The organism is Turicibacter sp. H121 (assembly GCF_001543345.1).
In the GTDB taxonomy this organism is placed as follows: domain Bacteria; phylum Bacillota_I; class Bacilli_A; order MOL361; family Turicibacteraceae; genus Turicibacter; species Turicibacter bilis.
The window spans coordinates 2,188,885-2,208,551 of sequence record NZ_CP013476.1; the positions used below are offsets into that span (position 1 = coordinate 2,188,885).

Annotated in this window: 19 protein-coding genes and 1 pseudogene; 16 read left to right on the forward strand and 4 right to left on the reverse strand. The window is 35.9% G+C overall.

From position 1 onward, the window contains the following. Positions 1-241 precede the first annotated feature (241 nt). Positions 242-1,258 (reverse strand): Mrp/NBP35 family ATP-binding protein, encoded by a 1,017-nt coding sequence (locus AT726_RS10490; protein WP_055276208.1) that lies wholly within the window; start codon positions 1,256-1,258, stop codon positions 242-244. Between the two features lie 137 nt (positions 1,259-1,395). Then, complete coding sequence (locus tag AT726_RS10495; RefSeq protein ID WP_068759538.1) at positions 1,396-2,595, reverse strand: nucleotidyltransferase; 1,200 nt, start codon at positions 2,593-2,595, stop codon at positions 1,396-1,398. 205 nt (positions 2,596-2,800) lie between these two features. On the opposite strand from AT726_RS10495, the gene AT726_RS10500 reads away from it, so the two are divergent. The 11 genes from AT726_RS10500 (at position 2,801) to AT726_RS10550 (ending at position 10,881) form a co-directional block, all read left to right on the forward strand. After that, positions 2,801-3,322: a YceD family protein gene (locus tag AT726_RS10500; protein ID WP_055243570.1), complete on the forward strand. Its 522-nt coding sequence runs from the start codon at positions 2,801-2,803 to the stop codon at positions 3,320-3,322. 11 nt (positions 3,323-3,333) lie between these two features. Beyond that, positions 3,334-3,513 (forward strand): 50S ribosomal protein L32, encoded by a 180-nt coding sequence (rpmF, locus tag AT726_RS10505; protein WP_006783624.1) that lies wholly within the window; start codon positions 3,334-3,336, stop codon positions 3,511-3,513. Between the two features lie 996 nt (positions 3,514-4,509). Further along, the gene (locus tag AT726_RS10510) at positions 4,510-5,304 is read left to right on the forward strand and encodes a GNAT family N-acetyltransferase (protein ID WP_055276212.1); all 795 of its coding nucleotides are present in this window, start codon (positions 4,510-4,512) and stop codon (positions 5,302-5,304) included. 192 nt (positions 5,305-5,496) lie between these two features. Continuing rightward, positions 5,497-5,832, forward strand: coding sequence for a hypothetical protein (locus AT726_RS10515; protein WP_055276214.1), 336 nt, complete (start codon positions 5,497-5,499; stop codon positions 5,830-5,832). Positions 5,833-5,972: 140 nt separating this feature from the next. Beyond that, on the forward strand, positions 5,973-6,161 hold the full coding sequence (locus AT726_RS10520) for a GNAT family protein (RefSeq protein WP_158508548.1): 189 nt from the start codon (positions 5,973-5,975) through the stop codon (positions 6,159-6,161). 183 nt (positions 6,162-6,344) lie between these two features. Further along, positions 6,345-7,223: a choline/ethanolamine kinase family protein gene (locus AT726_RS10525; RefSeq protein WP_068759539.1), complete on the forward strand. Its 879-nt coding sequence runs from the start codon at positions 6,345-6,347 to the stop codon at positions 7,221-7,223. A gap of 155 nt (positions 7,224-7,378) precedes the next feature. Beyond that, positions 7,379-7,693, forward strand: coding sequence for a hypothetical protein (locus tag AT726_RS13285; protein WP_068759540.1), 315 nt, complete (start codon positions 7,379-7,381; stop codon positions 7,691-7,693). Continuing rightward, the gene (locus tag AT726_RS10535) at positions 7,666-8,796 is read left to right on the forward strand and encodes a VanZ family protein (protein WP_237297251.1); all 1,131 of its coding nucleotides are present in this window, start codon (positions 7,666-7,668) and stop codon (positions 8,794-8,796) included. Before AT726_RS13285 ends, AT726_RS10535 begins: the two co-directional genes overlap by 28 nt. A 52-nt stretch (positions 8,797-8,848) precedes the next feature. Continuing rightward, complete coding sequence (locus AT726_RS10540; protein WP_068759542.1) at positions 8,849-9,349, forward strand: AAA family ATPase; 501 nt, start codon at positions 8,849-8,851, stop codon at positions 9,347-9,349. Positions 9,350-9,492: 143 nt separating this feature from the next. Continuing rightward, on the forward strand, positions 9,493-9,918 hold the full coding sequence (locus tag AT726_RS10545) for an HTH domain-containing protein (protein ID WP_055305350.1): 426 nt from the start codon (positions 9,493-9,495) through the stop codon (positions 9,916-9,918). Between the two features lie 393 nt (positions 9,919-10,311). Next, a complete protein-coding gene (locus AT726_RS10550) occupies positions 10,312-10,881 on the forward strand; it encodes a M15 family metallopeptidase (RefSeq protein ID WP_237297088.1) in 570 nt (189 codons plus the stop codon). A gap of 32 nt (positions 10,882-10,913) precedes the next feature. On the opposite strand, the gene AT726_RS10555 is transcribed toward AT726_RS10550, so the two are convergent. After that, entirely contained in the window at positions 10,914-11,864 is a 951-nt protein-coding gene (locus AT726_RS10555; RefSeq protein ID WP_269465078.1) for a 4-hydroxy-3-methylbut-2-enyl diphosphate reductase, read from the reverse strand. A gap of 194 nt (positions 11,865-12,058) precedes the next feature. On the opposite strand from AT726_RS10555, the gene AT726_RS10560 reads away from it, so the two are divergent. The 5 genes and pseudogenes from AT726_RS10560 (at position 12,059) to gltA (ending at position 18,913) form a co-directional block, all read left to right on the forward strand. Next, positions 12,059-13,360: a DEAD/DEAH box helicase gene (locus AT726_RS10560; RefSeq protein WP_068759543.1), complete on the forward strand. Its 1,302-nt coding sequence runs from the start codon at positions 12,059-12,061 to the stop codon at positions 13,358-13,360. A gap of 24 nt (positions 13,361-13,384) precedes the next feature. Next, the gene (locus AT726_RS10565; RefSeq protein ID WP_172676263.1) at positions 13,385-14,287 is read left to right on the forward strand and encodes a deoxyribonuclease IV; all 903 of its coding nucleotides are present in this window, start codon (positions 13,385-13,387) and stop codon (positions 14,285-14,287) included. Between the two features lie 1,061 nt (positions 14,288-15,348). Then, a complete protein-coding gene (locus AT726_RS10570; RefSeq protein WP_055242542.1) occupies positions 15,349-16,566 on the forward strand; it encodes an iron-containing alcohol dehydrogenase in 1,218 nt (405 codons plus the stop codon). A gap of 75 nt (positions 16,567-16,641) precedes the next feature. Further along, positions 16,642-17,490 carry a sulfide/dihydroorotate dehydrogenase-like FAD/NAD-binding protein gene (locus tag AT726_RS10575; protein WP_055242545.1) on the forward strand — a complete coding sequence of 283 codons (849 nt, stop codon included), beginning with the start codon at positions 16,642-16,644 and terminating at the stop codon, positions 17,488-17,490. Between the two features lie 14 nt (positions 17,491-17,504). Further along, positions 17,505-18,913: pseudogene (gene gltA / locus AT726_RS10580) on the forward strand (NADPH-dependent glutamate synthase). Between the two features lie 365 nt (positions 18,914-19,278). On the opposite strand, the gene AT726_RS10590 reads toward gltA, so the two are convergent. Further along, positions 19,279-19,545 (reverse strand): hypothetical protein, encoded by a 267-nt coding sequence (locus AT726_RS10590; RefSeq protein WP_055276231.1) that lies wholly within the window; start codon positions 19,543-19,545, stop codon positions 19,279-19,281. Positions 19,546-19,667 lie beyond the last annotated feature (122 nt).

Consider the following 19,667-nt stretch of genomic DNA (forward strand, 5'->3'; position numbering starts at 1 on the left):
ATTTTATTGACGCTCGAAAACGTTAATAATATTAGTTTTAAAATTCTATTGAGTTAGGCAAAGATAAAAATGTATGATCAGTAATCTTTTATGTCAATATTTTCTTTTAACAGAGCTTAACTTTTTAGGTTACGTCACCATGTTATCAAAAGAATTATTATTGTTATATGGATAATGATGATATTCATATGGACAAAAAATAGAAAAGGAGCATCATCCGTAGATTGTGCTCCTTTTTAAATTATTTTAATGCTTTTAATACTTTATTAGCAAGTCCTAAATAAGCAATTCCAATTTCCTCTTCTGGTGAGAAGATTGAATGCGATAATTCATTTTGTGGTTGTCCGATTGGTAAAGAGGCTAATAAGTCAACTTCTAATTGAGAAGCAACTAAATCTCCACCCCCTGAACCAAAGATAGCATCATGAGCTCCGCTCACTGGATTGATGTAGTAAGACATGTTTTCAACAACTCCTAAGATATTATGTTTTAATGTCTTAGCCATGTATCCTGATTTAACAGCGATGTGTGAAGCTGTTGGATGAGGTGTTGTAACGACGATGACATGAGCTTCAGGAATTAATTTTTGAATATCGATGGCAACATCTCCTGTTCCCGGAGGTAAGTCGATTAACATAAAGTCTAAGTTTTCATCCCATGCCACATCGTTGAAGAAATGATTTAACATACGGTTAAGCATCGGTCCACGCCACATTAAAGGTTGATCATCTTCTAAGAAGAATTCTGTTGAGATAACTGGAATATTGAAGGCTACTGGTGGATAAATTTTATTATTTTCTGCCATTTGGAATCCTTCTTTTTTCATTTCAAAGATGTGTGGAATACTTGGTCCATAAATATCCGCATCAATGATTCCGACTTTCTTTCCTAAGCGGGCTAAGGCAACCGCTAAGTTAGCTGTAACCGTTGATTTTCCAACGCCACCTTTACCAGACGTCACGGCAATATAAACAGTTTTCTTTTGGTTATCTGATTCCTCTTTTTCATGAGGAAGCTCTTCAAATTGAACTTTGATCCCACGGAACTTATGGTCGATTTTAATTAACTTCGCTAATTGACGAGATAATGTTTTTTCTTCTGGTCCTTTTGTTAATCCAATCGCAATAATCGCTGTCACAATTGAATCTTCTTCGTCAACAACTAAGTGGCGAAGGCTATTTTGTTCACCTAATGTTTTATTTGTGCTAGGATCAACTAACTGTTCAATCTCATGTTTAATTTGCTCTTTTAAACTCATAGATTAAATCTCCTTTACTATATAGAAATAGATGAATGGCATCTATTTATTGTATCAAACTTAAACTTATCAAACGTCTTATATAAGAACGAATGATTATGTGCTCATTATACACCAAAAATGAAGGAATGCGGTAATTAACGCTCAAAATGTAATGGGAAATTTGAAAATTCCGCGATATTTAAATTTGTACAATGAGGTTCGGGTAAAATAGAACTATAAGCGGCTGTGACACTTTGTTCATGTTTTAGCATTGGATGTCCTTTTGAATCGAATTTACTATAAATAGGAACATTGACGTCTTTTTTAATGGACTTTAAATATTGCTTTCCAGTTGGGGTCGCCCCTAGTAATCGAACGTAAGGTGCTGCGGTTGCTAGTTGTAAATCATGAATCCATTCTTTTGTAGTGTGCGTCAAAATATTGGCACAAATGCGCTGAATACGCGTACGCGTGTAGCGTTTTGTCTTCACTGCGTCCATAAATTCCTCGAATGACGAACTCTTCATCATCGCCGAATACAAACGATTTTCAATTCCTTCTTCGACATCGTGAATCTCAACTAGATGTTTTGGTGTTAACGTCAATATTTTTTGTTTGAGAAAAGGGAAGTAGGTTTCCCACGTATGATAGGTGTTTGTTTGACGATAATGTTCATCTAAAATATCTTGCACGTTTTTTGGTACAAAGGTACTAAAATCGGCACGTTGTTCACGCAGATTTCGGATTGAGGTCGCACTTGAAATTTTATCATGGGTTGGGGCTTGATCACGATAGTCACTATGAATGCGTGTTAAGGTTCCAACTTTGATTGGACTTTGTAATTCATTCACCGCACGAATATAATAAAGTCCTAATGTATTATTAGGCGAAGTTCCAAGTTCTTTCGTAAAATTGAATTCTTCTAATGCTTTAGCATTCGCTTTTGGTAAACTTAGACCGGTTTGTACCCATTTACGAACTGATTTTTGGAAATCAATTCCACTAGTGATCGACTCTAATTGGATTAATTCGTCAATATTTCCACTTTCGCTACCAAAAATTAATTCATTTACGTGTAAATGTGTTAAAATAGAAACGGCTCCTTTAGCAAATAAGTCGGCATGTTGGCAACTATAGGCATAAGGTAGTTCGATTACTAAATCGGCTCCATTTGCAAGTGCCATTTTTGTACGTTCCCATTTGTTAAGGATCGTTGGTTCTCCACGTTGAGTAAAATGTCCACTCATAACGACAATTAAGACATCAGCATTTGATTGCTCAATGCTTTTTGTGAGATGATATAAATGGCCATTATGAAATGGATTATACTCAACTATTAAACCTGTTGCTTTCATCGTATCACCTTCCTAAATTCTATTATATCAAAGATGCATTGATATTAATATGAAGGTTGGTTATATTAAAGAAAGAGTCAGTTGTGAACCAAAAGATAAAATTAATAAGATTACACATCTTTTTGTTGAATATTATCAACTGACTTGTTGACAATGAAATAAAAAGTATGTATAATGTAGTCTGTTGCAATTAGAGGTGATTGTGATGAAATGGGCTATTGCTCAACTTATAAAACAAGGTTCCAAAGTTTTTGAAATTGACGAATTAGTTGATTTCTCAGACATTGTGAACGCACATGATGAAATTCGTAAATTGTCAAAAGTTAAAGTGACAGGAACAGGACAACTTCAAGGCAAAAAGGTAGTGTTTAATCTTCATATCGAAGGAACAATGACATTAGCTTGTGCCTTAACACTTGATGATGTAGAATACCCATTTGATTACGATTCCGTTGAAGTCTTCGTATTAGATGCGGATCTATATGAAGAAGGTGAAGATGAGTATCTTGTAACTGGAACAACGATTGAACTTGCACCGGTTATTTGGCAAAATATTTTGCTTCAAAAACCTTTACGTGTCGTAAAAGAAGGTGCTTACGAAGAAATGAAGAAAAAAGGAATCGAATTTGAAACAGAAGAAGATTTGCACGAATCAGAAGCTGAACCAAAAGTCGATCCACGATTAGCGGTTTTATCAAAATTGCTAAATGATACTCAAGATAACTAGGAGGTGTCAAAATGGCTGTACCACAAAGAAGAACATCTAAAACTGCAAAGCGTAAACGTCGTACTCACTTCAAATTAGAAGTACCAGGTATGGTAGCTTGCCCACAATGTGGAGAAATGAAATTATCTCACCGTGTATGCGGAACTTGCGGAACTTACAAAGGACGCGAAGTAGTTAAAACTGAAGAATAATACTTTGTTAATGGGCCCATTAATAAAGGTTAGCTAGCCAGAGCAGAAATGCTCTGGCTTTTGTTAGATTTACTAGCAATCTTAGATTGCTTAGTAAATCTATACATCGGTAGAGATGCGTTCTACCGATGTTATCAACTAGCGAAAGGTGAGGTATAAACCGAACCGATATTTGAATAATCAATCACGATTAAATGGACGACGAGAGTCGTTCTTTTTTAATGCCTAATTTTCTTCGAAAATTTTAGGCGAACTATGGGTTCCCTGCGCTACATAGTGAGAGAAACGAACTCGTAGCTATCTTCCGCTGGTAGGGTGATTTCCTTGTTGGTGGATTGCTACCTAATTAAATGAGAAGCTTTAGTACAACTATCCATCGTTGGAGATATGTTCCGTCGGGGTTATCCTTACCTATATAGTTGAGACGTAAGTCGAAACCATGTTTTGAAAATGAGTTTAAATTAGGAGTATGAAATTAATTTCTTTCATCTATGCACTAGCGTTTTTACCGCTTTAGTGCAACTATACTCGGATGGAGATGTGTTCCGTCGCAGTTATCCTTAATTTGTTGGGGAGGTATAAACCGAACCAATATTTGAATAATCAATCACGATTAAATGGACGACGATAGTCGTTCTTTTTTTATGCCCAATTTTATTTAGAAATTTTTGAGTGAATTATACAGTCCTTATCCTACAAAGTAGGTATCCTTCGCTAATAAGGAAAACTCCACTACTAGGGTAAACTCTATGTTCAAGAAGTATGTGATTTAATTAGATATGTATGCTAAAACATTACTTTAAGACATTGATTATATATTTAAGAGAGTGGGATAGTTGTTCTCCTTTTAATTTTTAGGAAAAGAATTTTCATACCATATTATAGAAATTTTCACTTTACATGTTTGAGGTTTAATGTTAGAATTCACATCATCATTAGACAGAAAGTGTAGTGACTTATAGACGAGTAGTTACTGCAATTTAAGGGGAGATTATGATGTTTAGGAAATTGAATGAAAATGATTACACAAAGACGATGGATTTTTTAGGTAAAGATCCTGGGCTTAATTTATTTCAGATTGGTGATATTGAAAACTATGGATTTGATTCGGAGATTCAAACCGTTTGGGGAAGTTTTAATGAAAATGAGGAATTAACGGGAGTCTTATTACGTTATCGAGACAATTATATTCCTTATTTTAAAGATGAAGAGCTATTTGTTTCAAAGTTTAGAGAAGTTATTCAAAACGATGAGCGAGCTAACATTATATCTGGTGAAGCACAGATGGTAAGTCCGTTTAAATCTTGCTTTGAACGATATCATGAGAGAGAGATGTATTTTTGTGAATTAAAGGATAATCTATCCTTAAAAACAGGGCAAGTAACTATTAAATTGGCAACACCTGATGATGCCGAGCGTATCTTTGATTTATTATTGATGATTGAGGAGTTTGATACTTTAAATCGAAATTCTGCTGATCATGTGCGTCAAAAGCTTGAAGATCAATCAGGACGCATTTATTTTATTGAGAATGAGAAAAAAGAAGTGATTTGTACTGCTCAAACAGCAGCTGAAAACTCTAAATCTGCGATGGTAGTTAGTGTTGCGACACGTAAAGATTATCGACGTCAAGGATTAATGACGCAAGTGTTATCTAAATTATGTCAAGATTTATTAAATGAACAGAAGACACTTTGTTTGTTTTATGATAACCCTGAAGCCGGAGCCGTTTATCATAAATTAGGGTTTAAAACGATAGGAAAGTGGAAGATGATTGTTCGCCAGCCATAAGATGATTTCGTAAATTTTAACAGTTGTCTATGTTTTAGGTGGCTATTTGCTCACCTGAGTCCGATGTATTTATTTTTAGTCTTTTAGAGGGAAAGGTTGTTATGAGTTATTCGTCTATTTGGAGAGAACAAGTTGTTTAAAAATGAGTTTCAATTATTTTGACTATTGCTAGGTGTTTAAAGAGGTGATAAGGTGGCCACACATAAATTTGGAATAATGCAAAATGAGCCTATAAATAACGAACGATTTGATGAATATGAACCAAATAAATATCATTGTATTGCAATTGATGATAATTTTATTGAGCCTATTTTAATCGATTTACAAAATGTCTGCTGTTATTGGCATACTCGTCAAGTTCCAGGTAGAGGGATTGCATACCACGGGATTACACTTATACCTCCTCAGTCCATCGATCGGTTAATACAGATTTTATCGTTACAAGATAAATTAGAATATACTCATTTGATTTCTTTAGCTAACCAAGCAAAACAAGAAAATAAATATCTGATTCATTTCGGAATCTAAAATTTGATTTATAGAGAACAAGAGGGAATAAAGGTTCTATAATAGTTGGTGTTGCTGTATAAGCAATGCCTAAGCAAGCGTGTATCGCTCATAATAAAAATTTTTCTTTATCTGTAAGAAAAAGGTATTAGAATTCAGTGATGATGAAGGCATTAGTCACGTTTGTAATCAATGATCTTGTGATTAAAGTGGTCTCTTTAATTATAAAAGTTGGAAAGGAACGTGCCGTTTATTTATCTAAGAAATATGGTTTTGAAGTAGTAGGTGCCTATCAAAATAATATTTATGTTAATAATCAGTATCGTGATGGATTGATGAATCTTTATTAAAAAAATCAGTGCTTTCTGTTTTAGAGGTTTCATTTACTAACTATGTTGACTTCAATTAATAAAATTGTACCGATACACTTCGATAAGTGGGATACAATTTTATAAACTGTTTTGGTAAAATAATTTATTTTAATGGAATTTATGGTACAATAATAACAAAATGATAGATGTGGGAGTGAGATTATGGAAAACATCATTAAATCTGTTACTGCTAAAGCATTAGGTGTAAACGAAGCAGATGTTGTTATTGATTACCGTTTAATGGGTGGGATGTCAAACTTAATGTACGTGATTGTTGTAAATGGAGAAAGATATACATTCCGTATTCCAGGGAAGAATGCTGAAGTATTTGTGAATCGTGAAGAAGAGTTAGCCAATATTCAGATTGTTGATCAGTTAGGAATCAATAATGAAATGGTTTATTTCGAGACAGAAACAGGATACAAACTTTCTAAATTCGTTGATGGGACACCTTTAAGTGAGGTTGAAAATCCTGAAACGTACTTAGAAGAAGTATCAAAAGTTTTACATGTGTTACATGAATCAGGATTAAAAGCACAGGATGATTATCGTCCATATGAACGTTTAAATGCTTATGAAAAATTAGTGACTGATTTTGGTTATAAACATGCAGATAAATATTTTGAATTAAAAGAAGAATTCTTAAGTAATCGTGAATTCTTAGATCAATTCCCAAAAGTCATTTGCCATAATGATAGTCAAATTTCAAACATGGTCGTTGAAGCCGATCAAACGTATTTATTAGATTGGGAGTTCACAGGGAATAATGATCCAATATATGATGTAGCTTGTGTCGGAAACAAAGAATTTGAATTGGCGTTAAAATTCTTACCCGTTTATTTAGGACGTGAACCGCAGGCAGAAGAATCTCGTCGTTTATATTTATGGCGTGCTTTCCAGTGCTTACAATGGCATAACGTGGCGTTATACAAAGACTTAATTGGATTAAGTAAAGATTTAGGCTTAGACTTTAATATGATTGCAGCTGCTTATTTAACAAAAGCAGAGCAATTTTTAAGTGGAGCTAACCAATATAAATAAGAAATTTTTTAAAAGCTTAGAATGAATTTTCGTTCTAAGCTTTTTTGATAAGTGGAGATAAAAAGTTTGTTTGATTTTTTAGTTTATCGTGTTCATGAAAAATTGAATGTGTTACAATTTATTTTGTTAAAAAATGTAAAATAAGAGGTAGAAAGATGAGAGTTTCAGATATTATAAGATTAGCTCAAGATTATATGGGACTTGCCATTGTTTTAGTTGGAATATTAGGCGTTTGTTTTATTTTAGGGTATTTTGTTATTTATAAGAAAGTGTTTAAAGGGGAAAAACAGTTGTCTAAAGGCAGAGTCGCGTTAATGGCAATTTTTCTTTGCAATTTAATTGTTGTTTTAGGTGCTACTTTAGGAAGAGGAGGGCTTATGATCGACAAGAGATTGATTTTCGTCCTTTTCGAGCGTATTGGGAGGCGTGGAATAATTTTTCACTGGTTGAATGGCGTAATATCATTTTAAATATTTGTATGTTTGTCCCTCTAGGGTTTTTATTACCACTTATGGGAAACATCTTTCAAAACGGATGGATGACTTATTTAACAGGATTTCTATTTTCATTGTTCATTGAAGGGGTTCAGCTCATCGCAAAAAGAGGAATTGTTGAAGTGAATGACTTAATCAATAACACAGTAGGTTGTATGATTGGGTATGGAATGGTGATGATGGTCATTGAATTATTTAAGTGGTTTAAATGTAAAAATCAAAACATATCATTTGTTAAAATGGGGATGATTCAACTACCGCTTGTCATCACGCTTCTTGCATTTGGTTTGATTTTTTATTCGTATGATCAGAAAGAATTTGGGAATTTAAGGAGTGCGCCTGTCTTTCAAGTGAATATGTCAAATATTGAGTTAATCTCAGACCTTTCTTTTTCAGATGCTGTGACTCAAGCAGCTGTTTATGCTGCAAACGTTGGGACAAAGGCAGACACACGAGAGGTAGCTGATCAATGGTTTTCCTATGTAGGAGCAACGATTGATGACAGTCAAACGGATGTCTATGATGAGACGATTATTTATTATTCAACCGATCGGGATTATTTGATTTGGGTTGATTTTTTAGGGTTGGCTATTTCGTTTCGGGATTGGACACACTGGGATAGTCCCAAGCAAGCGGGATATACATTAGAAGAAGTGACTGAAATTTTAGGGACATACGGTATTACATTACCTAAGGATGTGATTTTTGTTGATCATAGAGATGGAACTTATACATTAGAAGCGAAAATGGGTGAGGTTAATGGTTATTATTTAGATGGATTTATTGATTGCACGATTACAACTGATGGTTCAATTGAATCGATTAGGAACCATATGATTCAATATGAAGAATATAAAATAGTGGATATCTTATCAGAGGCACAAGCTTTTATGCAGCTGAAAAAGGGAAATGTGAAAGAAGGATACCTTAAGTATTTAGATTTGATGGAGCCGATTGAAGTTAAAGCGGTTAGCTTGCAGTACGAAATGGATTCAAAAGGTTATTATCAGCCAATGTATCATTTTGAGGTTTTAAATCATAATCAATCAGCATCTATCTTGATTCCAGCTATTCCATAAGGGATTGATTTTAAAGTTAGACTCATGAAATTCTTATTTAAGGAGGGATTCAATGAGAAAAGTCATGATTATGGGCTGTCCTGGTAGCGGGAAAACAACACTGGCTAGAAAACTTTCATGTAAACTGAACTTGCCGCTTGTTCATCTTGATGTGTTGAACTGGCGAGATCATTGGCAACCAGTCTCAACAGAAGAATTTGATGCCTTACTTTTACAGGAAGTCCGAAAAGAAGCATGGATTATTGACGGAAATTATCATCGGACGATTCCACTTAGGTTAGAGCACTGTGATACTGTTATTTATTTGGATTATTCACGAATGACTTGTTTGTTTGGAGTCATTAAACGAGTTCTTAAAAGGTATGGTAAATCGCGACCAGATATGGGAGGAAATTGTCCTGAACGATTTGACTTTAGTTTTTTTAAGTTTGTTTGGGACTTTAACAAAAATAATCGAAAAAACTACTTAGAGATGCTAAGTCATCAAAAAGATAAGACAGTCATTATTTTTCATAATCGAAGAGAATGTTCGGAATTTTTAAGAAAGTTGTAAATCTATAAGAATCATTTATAGAAAGGAAAAAGAAAAGATTAAGATGTCACGATTTGATTCATTTCGATTATACTGCTAGTGTAGTGGCAGTTGTCATTTTTATAATGAAATTGCCTTAACTTTGGTGTAAGGACGTGGAGAAGATGAAGGATGAACTCTTTCGTGAACAATTAAAAAGTTTGTTAATAGAGTATCATTTGACACTCGAGGCACTGAGTCATTTAACAAATATCAGTTTACTTTGGTTTACTGAAGTGTTAGAAAAGAAATCAACGTTAAGTGCTTTATCGGATGAACAGCTATTAACACTCAGTTTAACGATTGAAATGTTTAGAGTGGGGATCACAGCGATCAAAGATGATGAACGGGTTTTAACCATTATGAAACTTTTAATCGTTGAATGTGGGCTAAAACTCGAAACCTTTGCTGCATATGCGAACGTTCCTCTAGAAGAGGTTCAACTCTTTTTAGCTCATCCTGAACAAGTTGAGGTTGAAGTTAAGTATCGGTTGGCAGTTAAAGTCATGTTTTTGTTTTCATTGTTCAAAGATTCTATCAGCTTAATTTAATCAAAATCAATGTATAAGTCCAGATAAGTTTTTTACAGCGTAAAAAATAAGTTCTAGTAGTGGAAGATGCCTTTGTATTAAAGTAGTTAGAAAACTAAATACATTTTTATTCTTATATAGACGAGTTATCTTACCCTAAGATAGCTCTTTTTTCTAGTTAGCTTTGAATGGTACTTGTTTTATACATTTTTTTGGTACAAGGGATTAAATGATTTAGCTTATTCTATCATTCATTCCTCATAAAATTGAAAGTTCTGTCGTAAACTGTAAGTAGGAAAGTGAGGGGTACTTATGCTGCTTGAAATGATGGCTAGTCTTTATTTAAATGAGTGTCCATTGTTACAGTCAGGGGTTGATCCTTTCATTTTATTTGAAGTAGGGGAGGAGGAGACAATGAGTTGTTTTCAAGTACTGACGCTACAAGAACAGTATGGTGATTGTTTAGAACAACAAGTTCCATTGGATCCAAGCATCATTACTTATGACGAGTTACGTTATTTAAAGGTTTTACATTTTGGTTATGATGGGCTTTTTCATGTGGGAGAACTTATTGTCAATGTAAAAGTGGCGGACGAAGTTCTCGATATTTTTAAACAACTGTATTTAATGAGATATCCGATTGAGAAATTGCGTGTGATGAGTTGTTATGGGGGCTCTGATGAGCTATCGATGGAAGATAACAATAGCAGTTCGTTTAATTTTCGTCATGTCACGGATGGAGGTAAATTGTCTAATCATGCCTATGGATTGGCGATTGATTTAAATCCGAAAGTGAATCCGTATGTGAAAAATGATTTAGTTTTACCCACAAATGGGCTAGCCTATGTGAATCGAGATCAACATGTACTAGGTATTATTAAAAAGAACGATGCTGTTTATCAACTGTTTACGTCACATGGATGGACGTGGGGAGGCGATTGGACGAGTTTAAAAGACTATCAGCATTTTGAGAAAAATTATTAGAAAGGGGCTATCTCATTTCGAGACAGCCCCTTTTATTTGCGTTTGAATAACACTTTATCACTTGTAATATGTGACGTTGTGTCCCATGTACTTGGATCGTTTTTATCATAAGCCTCTAAGAAATCAATCACTTCTTTTGTAATTGGTGTTGGCGTTGAAGCCCCTGCTGTCACAGCAACTGTTTCAACCTCTTTTAACCAGTTTAAGTCAAGATCTTCAAGTGAGGCAATACGATAGGATGGTGTATTAGCACGTTCAATTGAAATTTGTGATAAACGAGCCGTGTTATTACTGTGTGGGTCTCCAACGACAATTGTTAAATCTGCTTCAATAGCTTGAGTTGCCACTGCTTCTTGACGAACTTGTGTCGCATTACAAATTTCTTTAATAAATTGTGCTTGTGGGAATTTTTCTTGGATTTTTTTCGATAATGAATATACATCCCATAAACTCATGGTTGTCTGATTGGTGATGATAATTTTTTCATTATCAAGATTTAATCCTTCTAATTCATTTGCTTTTGAAATGAGATGAATGTGCTCAGGGTCGACACCAAGTGCCCCTTCCGTTTCAGGGTGTCCCTGTTTACCAATGTAAATTACGTCGTACCCTGCGTCGATATGCTCTTTCATTAAGACATGGGTTTTGATGACATCTTTACAGCTAGCATCAATAACTGTTAATCCTTTATCGATTGCTTTTTGTTTAACGGATGGAGAAATTCCATGCGCAGTAAAGATAACAGTCCCAGTATCAATTTGATCTAGTAACTCATCACGTGTTTTTGATTTATCATCAACTGTAATCACGCCTAAATCATCGATGGCTTTTGTGATATGTTCATTGTGAACAATCATCCCTAAAACATAAATTGGACGTGGTAATGTTTCATTCAGTGCTGCATCTTGGACAATATTTAAAGCGCCGATGACACCTGAACAATAACCACGTGGAGCAATTTTAATTACTTTCAATGAACTCACCTCTGCTTTAGATTTGGGTTTATTATATCATATTTCGACGATTATCTCCTAATAATAAAGAATATAGGTTGAATTTGGTCACTCACATTTGGTAAGATAGAATTTGTGCGTCAAAAGGAATTTGCAAAATAACGAGAATTTTGTCGTTAAGATTGATAGAAGTTAGTTATACTAACATTGAAGGAGTGGTATTCATGTCTGTACGTTTTCAAGATTTAAATATAAAACCATATTTAAAGGCAGCTGTTGCTGATTTACATTTTGAAATTTTAACACAAATCCAAGAAGAGGTTATGCCGTTAGCATTAAAAGGAAAAGATATTATCGGTCAATCGCAAACGGGAAGTGGAAAAACACATGCGTTCTTAATTCCAATTTTCCAAGGGTTAGATGAAGAGTTACAACAAGTTCAAGCAGTGATTACAACACCAACACGTGAACTTGCTGAACAAATTTATAATGTGGCAAATCAACTAGCATCATTCAGTGATAAACCAATTAAAATTGCGCGTTATGTGGGTGGAACCGATAAACAAAAAACAATTGAAAAATTAGGTACACAGCCACAAATCGTTATCGGAACACCTGGACGTATCAAAGACTTAGCGATTAACGAACGTGTCTTATTAGTTCATACAGCGAAAATGTTTGTTGTCGATGAAGCAGATATGACACTGGAAACAGGGTTTTTAACAGATATTGATCAAATCGCAGGAACAATGGGACGCGGATTACAAATGATGGTTTTCTCAGCAACAATTCCTCAAGCGTTAAAACCATTCTTAAAAAAATATATGACAGCCCCAACGCATGTTCATATTCAACCACGCCAACAAACAGCTGTTAAGATTGAACATATCTTATATCCAACGAAACACCGTAGTCGTGTTAATATCATTGCTAATATTTTAAAGGCATTAAATCCATATTTAGCAATTATTTTCGTCAATACAAAACAAAATGCCACAACAGTTTCAAATGCTTTAATGTCACAAGGATTCCGTGTTGGACAAATTCATGGTGATTTAACACCACGTCAACGTCGTCAAATGATGCAACGTATTCGTAACTTAGAATTCCAATACATTGTGGCTACAGATATTGCGGCACGCGGAATTGATATTGAAGGAGTAAGTCATGTCATCAACTATGAATTACCACAAGATTTAGAGTTCTACATTCACCGTGTTGGACGTACTGCTCGTGGAAACTATGATGGAGTGGCAATCACATTATATGATTCAGCTGAAGAAGAATTATTACAAGAGTTAGAAGCACGTGGAATTGAATTTAACTATAAAGAAGTTAAAAATGGTGAATTAGTGGCTGTTAATGCTCGTAATGCCCGTCAAAAACGTGAGAAAAAAGAAAATGAAATCGATAAGATTGCAAAGTCGAAAGTGCGTAAACCTAAGAAAGTAACGCCAGGATATAAAAAGAAAATGAAAGCTCAAATGGAGCAAGTGAAACGTCAAGAACGCCGTAAGCGTAAATAAGTATTGAAAGTCAGGTGATGAGGGATGTTGAAAATCGGTTCTCATGTTGGGATGGCAGGTAAAGAGATGTTACTTGGGGCTGCAAAAGAAGCAGCTTCATACGGGGCCAACACATTTATGATTTACACGGGGGCTCCACAAAATACACGTCGTAAACCTATTGAAGAATTAAATATTGAAGCGGGATGGCAGTACATGAATGAGCATGGTCTATCGGATATCGTCGTTCATGCGCCATATATTATTAACTTAGCAAATACCGTGAAACCAGAAACTTTTGAATTAGCTGTTGAGTTTTTAGCCAAAGAAATTGAACGTTCTGAAGCCCTTCGTGCGTATACATTAGTTCTTCACCCAGGGGCTCACGTTGGAGCTGGTGTAGAAGTTGGACTTAAAAAAATCGTTGAAGGATTAAATGAAGTGTTAACGAAAGACACAGCAATTACGATTGCGTTAGAAACAATGGCTGGTAAAGGAACAGAGGTTGGACGTAGTTTTGACGAATTAGCTTATATTTTTGATAATGTTGTTCATAATGATAAGCTACGTGTTTGCTTCGATACATGCCACGTTCATGATGCAGGATATGATATTGTGAATGATTTTGCAGGAGTATTAGAATCATTTGATCGTTTAATCGGAAAAAAACAAATTGCAGCATTCCATATTAACGATAGTAAAAATGTGAGCGGAGCGAAAAAAGACCGTCATGAAAATATCGGATTTGGAGAAATCGGATTTGATGCGTTAAAATATATCATGTATCATCCAGATTTCAAAAAAGTACCTAAAATTTTAGAAACACCATATGTGGCTGTAGGTGGAGATTCAAAAGATAAAGTACCACCCTATAAACAAGAGATTGAAATGTTTAGAAAAGGTGAATTTGACCCTCAAAATTTAGATCGTATTTTAGGACGTCTATAATAAGAAAAATAACCATCCAAATGGATGGTTATTTTTTTATTGTCTAAATGAAAATCATCTGCTATGCAGGTGGTTCTAAAAGCTGTTAGGGTGGGATTCAAATAAAAAAACTCCTAATGTTAAAGACAAAAAAGATTTTTTTACCAATTTGTCAAAGTATTGGGAGGTTTATCCATAAAGAATAAAAACAGTTTAGTACATACAACTTGCAATGGTAAATATCATATTGTGTTTGCTATGTTCTTTTGAATTACTTTATGTTAAATTTATGCGATTAGCAGAATGGGATATGTAACCGGCTGAGTCAAAGAGGTTTGTATAGTCCTCTTCAGTACAATCTTTCACAAAGATATGGCAAAATCTTTTGTCATTCCCTGTATTAATATAAATTCGTTCAACAAACGTTGAGATAAGATTTACATGCTCCGAAGGCAGTGCTTTCTTTGCGTATTCTGCAAAGGATCATAGTTTCTTTTATATATCATTAAGTTCGTAAAGCATATAGGTATTTTCTAAACGGGTTTCTTCGATACGGATAAGGTTAGTAAAATGGATATATCGCTTTATGGTGTGTTTACTTGTACCTATATCCTTGGCAATCTGCTATTGCCTCTCGACAAGAGTGATTGCCGCTGTATCATAGTTCTTCCGTTTAAAAACAAGAGCCATATAAAAGATACTTTTCTGTTACGAAGCGTCATATTGGTAATCAATAACTGTATACTTTGCTACAAAAAAGAGAGAGCATCTCTTCCTAAAATGGTCTCTCTTCCGGATGTCTTTATCCTTTTGATAATGGTGTCATGATGTGCTCCAGTGATCTTATCGTTATGGACCAAGAAAGTTGTATGGTTCATGACAGCATAATATTATCTTTTTTTCTATTGGGGAACTACCAAATAAGTAATTCGAAGTTACATAAGTTGATAACCGAGTTTTTGAATAGATATGTTATCAATTTATGTAAGACAAGCTTCTCTAATTGGTAGTTATATCCACTTATGTTTAATAATATAATACAAATAGGTAATTAAAAAATAATAAAGTTTGGAGGTCATTTTATGGCACGTTTTACTTTACCCCGTGATCTTTACCATGGAAAAGGTACGCTTGAGGTACTCAAGACTCTTAAAGGAACCCGCGCAATGGTTTGCGTTGGGGGCGGTTCAATGAAACGTTTTGGTTTTCTTGATAAAGTAGTATCCTACTTAAAAGAAGCCGGCATGGAAGTTGAACTTTTTGAAGGTATCGAACCCGATCCATCAGTTGATACCGTTATGCGTGGTGCAGAGGCTATGACTAAATTTCAACCCGACTGGATCGTAGCTATCGGCGGTGGTTCTCCTATTGATGCTGCAAAAGCTATGTGGATCAAGTATGAGTATCCTGAAATTACCTTTGAACAGATGTGTGTAGTATTCGGGATTCCCGAGCTTCGTAAGAAGGCACGCTTCTGTGCTATTCCTTCCACATCCGGTACCGCTACCGAGGTTACTGCTTTCTCTATTATTACTGACTATGAAAAAGGCATCAAGTATCCTCTTGCTGACTTCGAGATTACTCCTGATATTGCAATTATTGACCCTGAGCTTGCAGAGACTATGCCCCAGAAACTTACAGCTCATACCGGAATGGACGCTATGACTCACGCTATTGAAGCTTATGTTTCCACCGCTAACTGTGACTTTACCGATCCGCTCGCTATATTTGCTATTAAAATGATTCAGAGTGATCTTATTGATTCTTATAACGGCGATATGTCCAAGCGTGCATCTATGCATAATGCTCAATGCCTTGCAGGTATGGCATTTTCAAATGCTTTGCTCGGAATTGTTCACTCTATGGCTCACAAGACTGGTGCTGCTTTTGAGGACTTTGGTGCACACATTATTCATGGTGCTGCTAACGCAATGTACTTACCAAAAGTTATCGCTTTCAACGCTAAGGATGAGACTGCTAAGAAGCGTTACGGTGTTATCGCTGATTATATGGGTCTTGAGGGTGCGAACGATGATGAAAAGATTGTAAACCTTATTAAATATCTGCGTGGAATGAACGATGCCTTGAATATTCCGCAGTGTATCAAGAACTACGGCGCTGACAGTTATCCTTGCGAGAACGGTTTTGTTCCTGAAGAAGTATTCCTTGAGAGACTTCCTGAGATTGCCAAGAATGCCCTTGCTGATGCTTGTACCGGTTCAAATCCCCGTCAGCCTTCTGTTGAAGAGATGGAAAAGCTGCTTAAATGCTGCTATTATGACACTGAGGTTGACTTCTAAACAGTAAACTAAAATTTACACAAAAAGCAATCGTTGTATCAGCGATCGCTTTTTTGCAGAAGAAAGGGGAATATTATGTATAAAATTATAAAGAAGAGAATTTTGAATCCTACCGTAACGCAAATGGAAATCGAAGCTCCGCTTATAGCAAATAAGGCACTCCCCGGTCAGTTTATCATTTTGCGCGTTGATGAAGACGGCGAGCGTATTCCGCTTACTGTTGCAGGAACAAATAAGCAAAATGGCACAGTTAAAATTATTTTTCAAATAGTGGGTGCTACTACTGAAAAGCTTAATCATAAAAACGAGGGGGACTCCATTCAGGACTTTGTAGGCCCGCTTGGTGTTGCTACCCATATTAAAGGTCTTAAAAAGGTTTGCATTGTAGGCGGAGGTGTTGGGTGTGCTATTGCCATGCCTATTGCCCAGGCTGTTCACGAAATGGGTGGGGAGGTTACAAGCATTATCGGTTTTAGAAAGCGTGATCTTGTTATTCTTGAAGATGAGTTTAAGGCTTGCTCTGAAAAGTTGCACCTTATGACCGATGACGGTTCTTACGGTAGAAAAGGTAATGTTTGCGTACCTCTTACCGAAATGCTCGAAGCAGGTGAAAAATTTGATATGATTATCACAATAGGTCCCCTTGTTATGATGAAATTTGTAGTCGAGGCTGCAAGACCTTACGGAACACCTGTTACTGTGTCAATGAACCCGATTATGATTGACGGTACAGGTATGTGCGGTGGTTGCAGATTGACTTTAAATCAAGACGGCAAAAAGGTTACCAAGTTTGCTTGTGTTGATGGACCTGAGTTCAACGGCTATGAAATAGATTTCGATGAAGCAATATCGAGGGGCAAAATGTATTGGGACTTTGAGCGTCATGCATACGAAGAAACCTGCAACCTGTTTAAACAGGCATAAGGAGGAAATACAAAATGGCTATAAATCCTAAAAAGCATGAAATGCCTACGCAAGAGCCGCAGGTTCGTTCTCATAACTTTGACGAGGTTGCACTTGGGTACACAGAGGAAATTGCAATCGCCGAAGCACAGCGCTGTTTAAATTGTAAAAATCAGCCCTGCGTTAACGGCTGTCCTGTAAATATCAATATTCCCGATTTTATTTCAAAAATTAAAGATGGCGACTTTGAAGGTGCTTATAGAGTGATTTCAAAATCATCTTCACTGCCTGCTGTTTGCGGTAGAGTTTGTCCTCAAGAAACACAGTGTGAAAGTAAGTGCACTTTAGGCATAAAGTTTGAACCTGTGGGTATAGGTAGACTTGAACGCTTTGTTGCTGATTGGCACAACGAAAATGCAACCGATGCGCCTGGTAAGCCACAATCAAATGGATACAAGATTGCGGTTGTAGGCTCAGGTCCTTCTGGGCTTACCTGTGCGGGTGACCTTGCTAAAAAAGGCTATAAGGTTACGGTTTTTGAAGCTCTGCATACCGCTGGTGGTGTGCTTGTTTACGGTATTCCAGAATTCCGTCTGCCCAAGTCTATTGTTGCTAAAGAGGTCGACACACTTAAAGCACTTGGTGTTGATATTGAGCCTAATGTTGTTATTGGTAAAACACTCACCGTTGACGAACTTTTTGATATGGGATATGAGGCCGTGTTTGTCGGTTCGGGAGCAGGCCTACCTAATTTTATGGGAATCCCTGGTGAAAGTCTTAAAGGGGTTTATTCTGCTAATGAATTTTTAACCCGTAGCAACCTTATGAAATCCTACCTTAAAAATCCCGAAACACCTATTATGAAAGGCGGTAAGGTGGCTGTTGTGGGGGGGGGAATGTTGCTATGGATGCCGCAAGAACAGCCCTTCGTTTGGGTGCCGAAAAGGTGTATATTGTTTACCGTCGTTCTATGGAGGAGCTTCCTGCACGTAAGGAAGAGGTTGAGCATGCGATAGAAGAGGGAATTGAGTTCAGATTGCTTAACAATCCTATTGAGATTTTGGGTTATGACAATCCCGACGATAAGTTTGATCCGAAAAATGGATTTGTTACAGGTATGAAATGTATTAAGATGGAACTCGGTGAGCCTGATGAAAAAGGCCGCCGGCGTCCGATTCCAGTAGAAGGATCAGAGTTTGTGTTGTCTGTCGACACCGTGATTATTTCGATCGGAACTTCACCCAACCCGCTTATTAAAAACACCACCGAAGGTCTTGAAGTCAACTCAAGAGGCGGTATCATTGTAAATGAAGACGGTCTTACTTCACGTGAAGCTGTCTATGCAGGTGGTGATGCCGTTACCGGCGCTGCAACAGTAATTTCAGCAATGGGTGCAGGTAAAATGGCTGCCATAGCTATAGATGAATATTTATCGTCTAAATAATACTTATATACAAATTAAAAAAGAAGGTTCGATTTTTGGGTCGAACCTTCTTTTTCGATTTGCATCATACATAGTTTCTTTTTGATTGCATAAGGCGTTAAGAAAGTGCTTTTCGAGTTTCGTGAGCGTATAATCTTTTCTGTAAATCAGAACAGCTTTATAAACTTTGGTATTACCTATACATTTCCTCTGTACTAAATTGTAGGGTTCAAGCATGCTTTCACGCATAGGAAACCCCACAGTAAAGTAATTCAAGCTGACTTGATCTTTCAAAAATAAAAATACGATGGTGGATATTACCGCGTAATTTTTATCTGATAACTTAGGACGTCTATAATAAGAAAAATAACCATCCAAATGGATGGTTATTTTTTGTTGAAAATGACATTGCGTTTAATGTTTGTAATAAGTTCGTGATATTTTGATATATTGGACGTATTTAGATGAGTACGTAATTGATCGTGGTTTAAGGATAAAGAACTTTCATCGATGACTTCGTTCCAGTAATTGGTTAATATGTAGTGGAAACATTCCAAATCACTAGCATCGATGCGCAAGTCATTTTTAGAATTTAATAAGATTAAATCTTCAATCGTAAGTTGCATTAAGGTAGCTTTTAATAACTCATACATAGCGATTCCCCCTTTTGCAATAAATGAGCCATACTCATTTATACTATGTATCCTATGACAAAACGTTCTAAAAAATGAGTCGTTTTTTAAAGACAACGGTTACTTCTCTCTATATAAAGTTA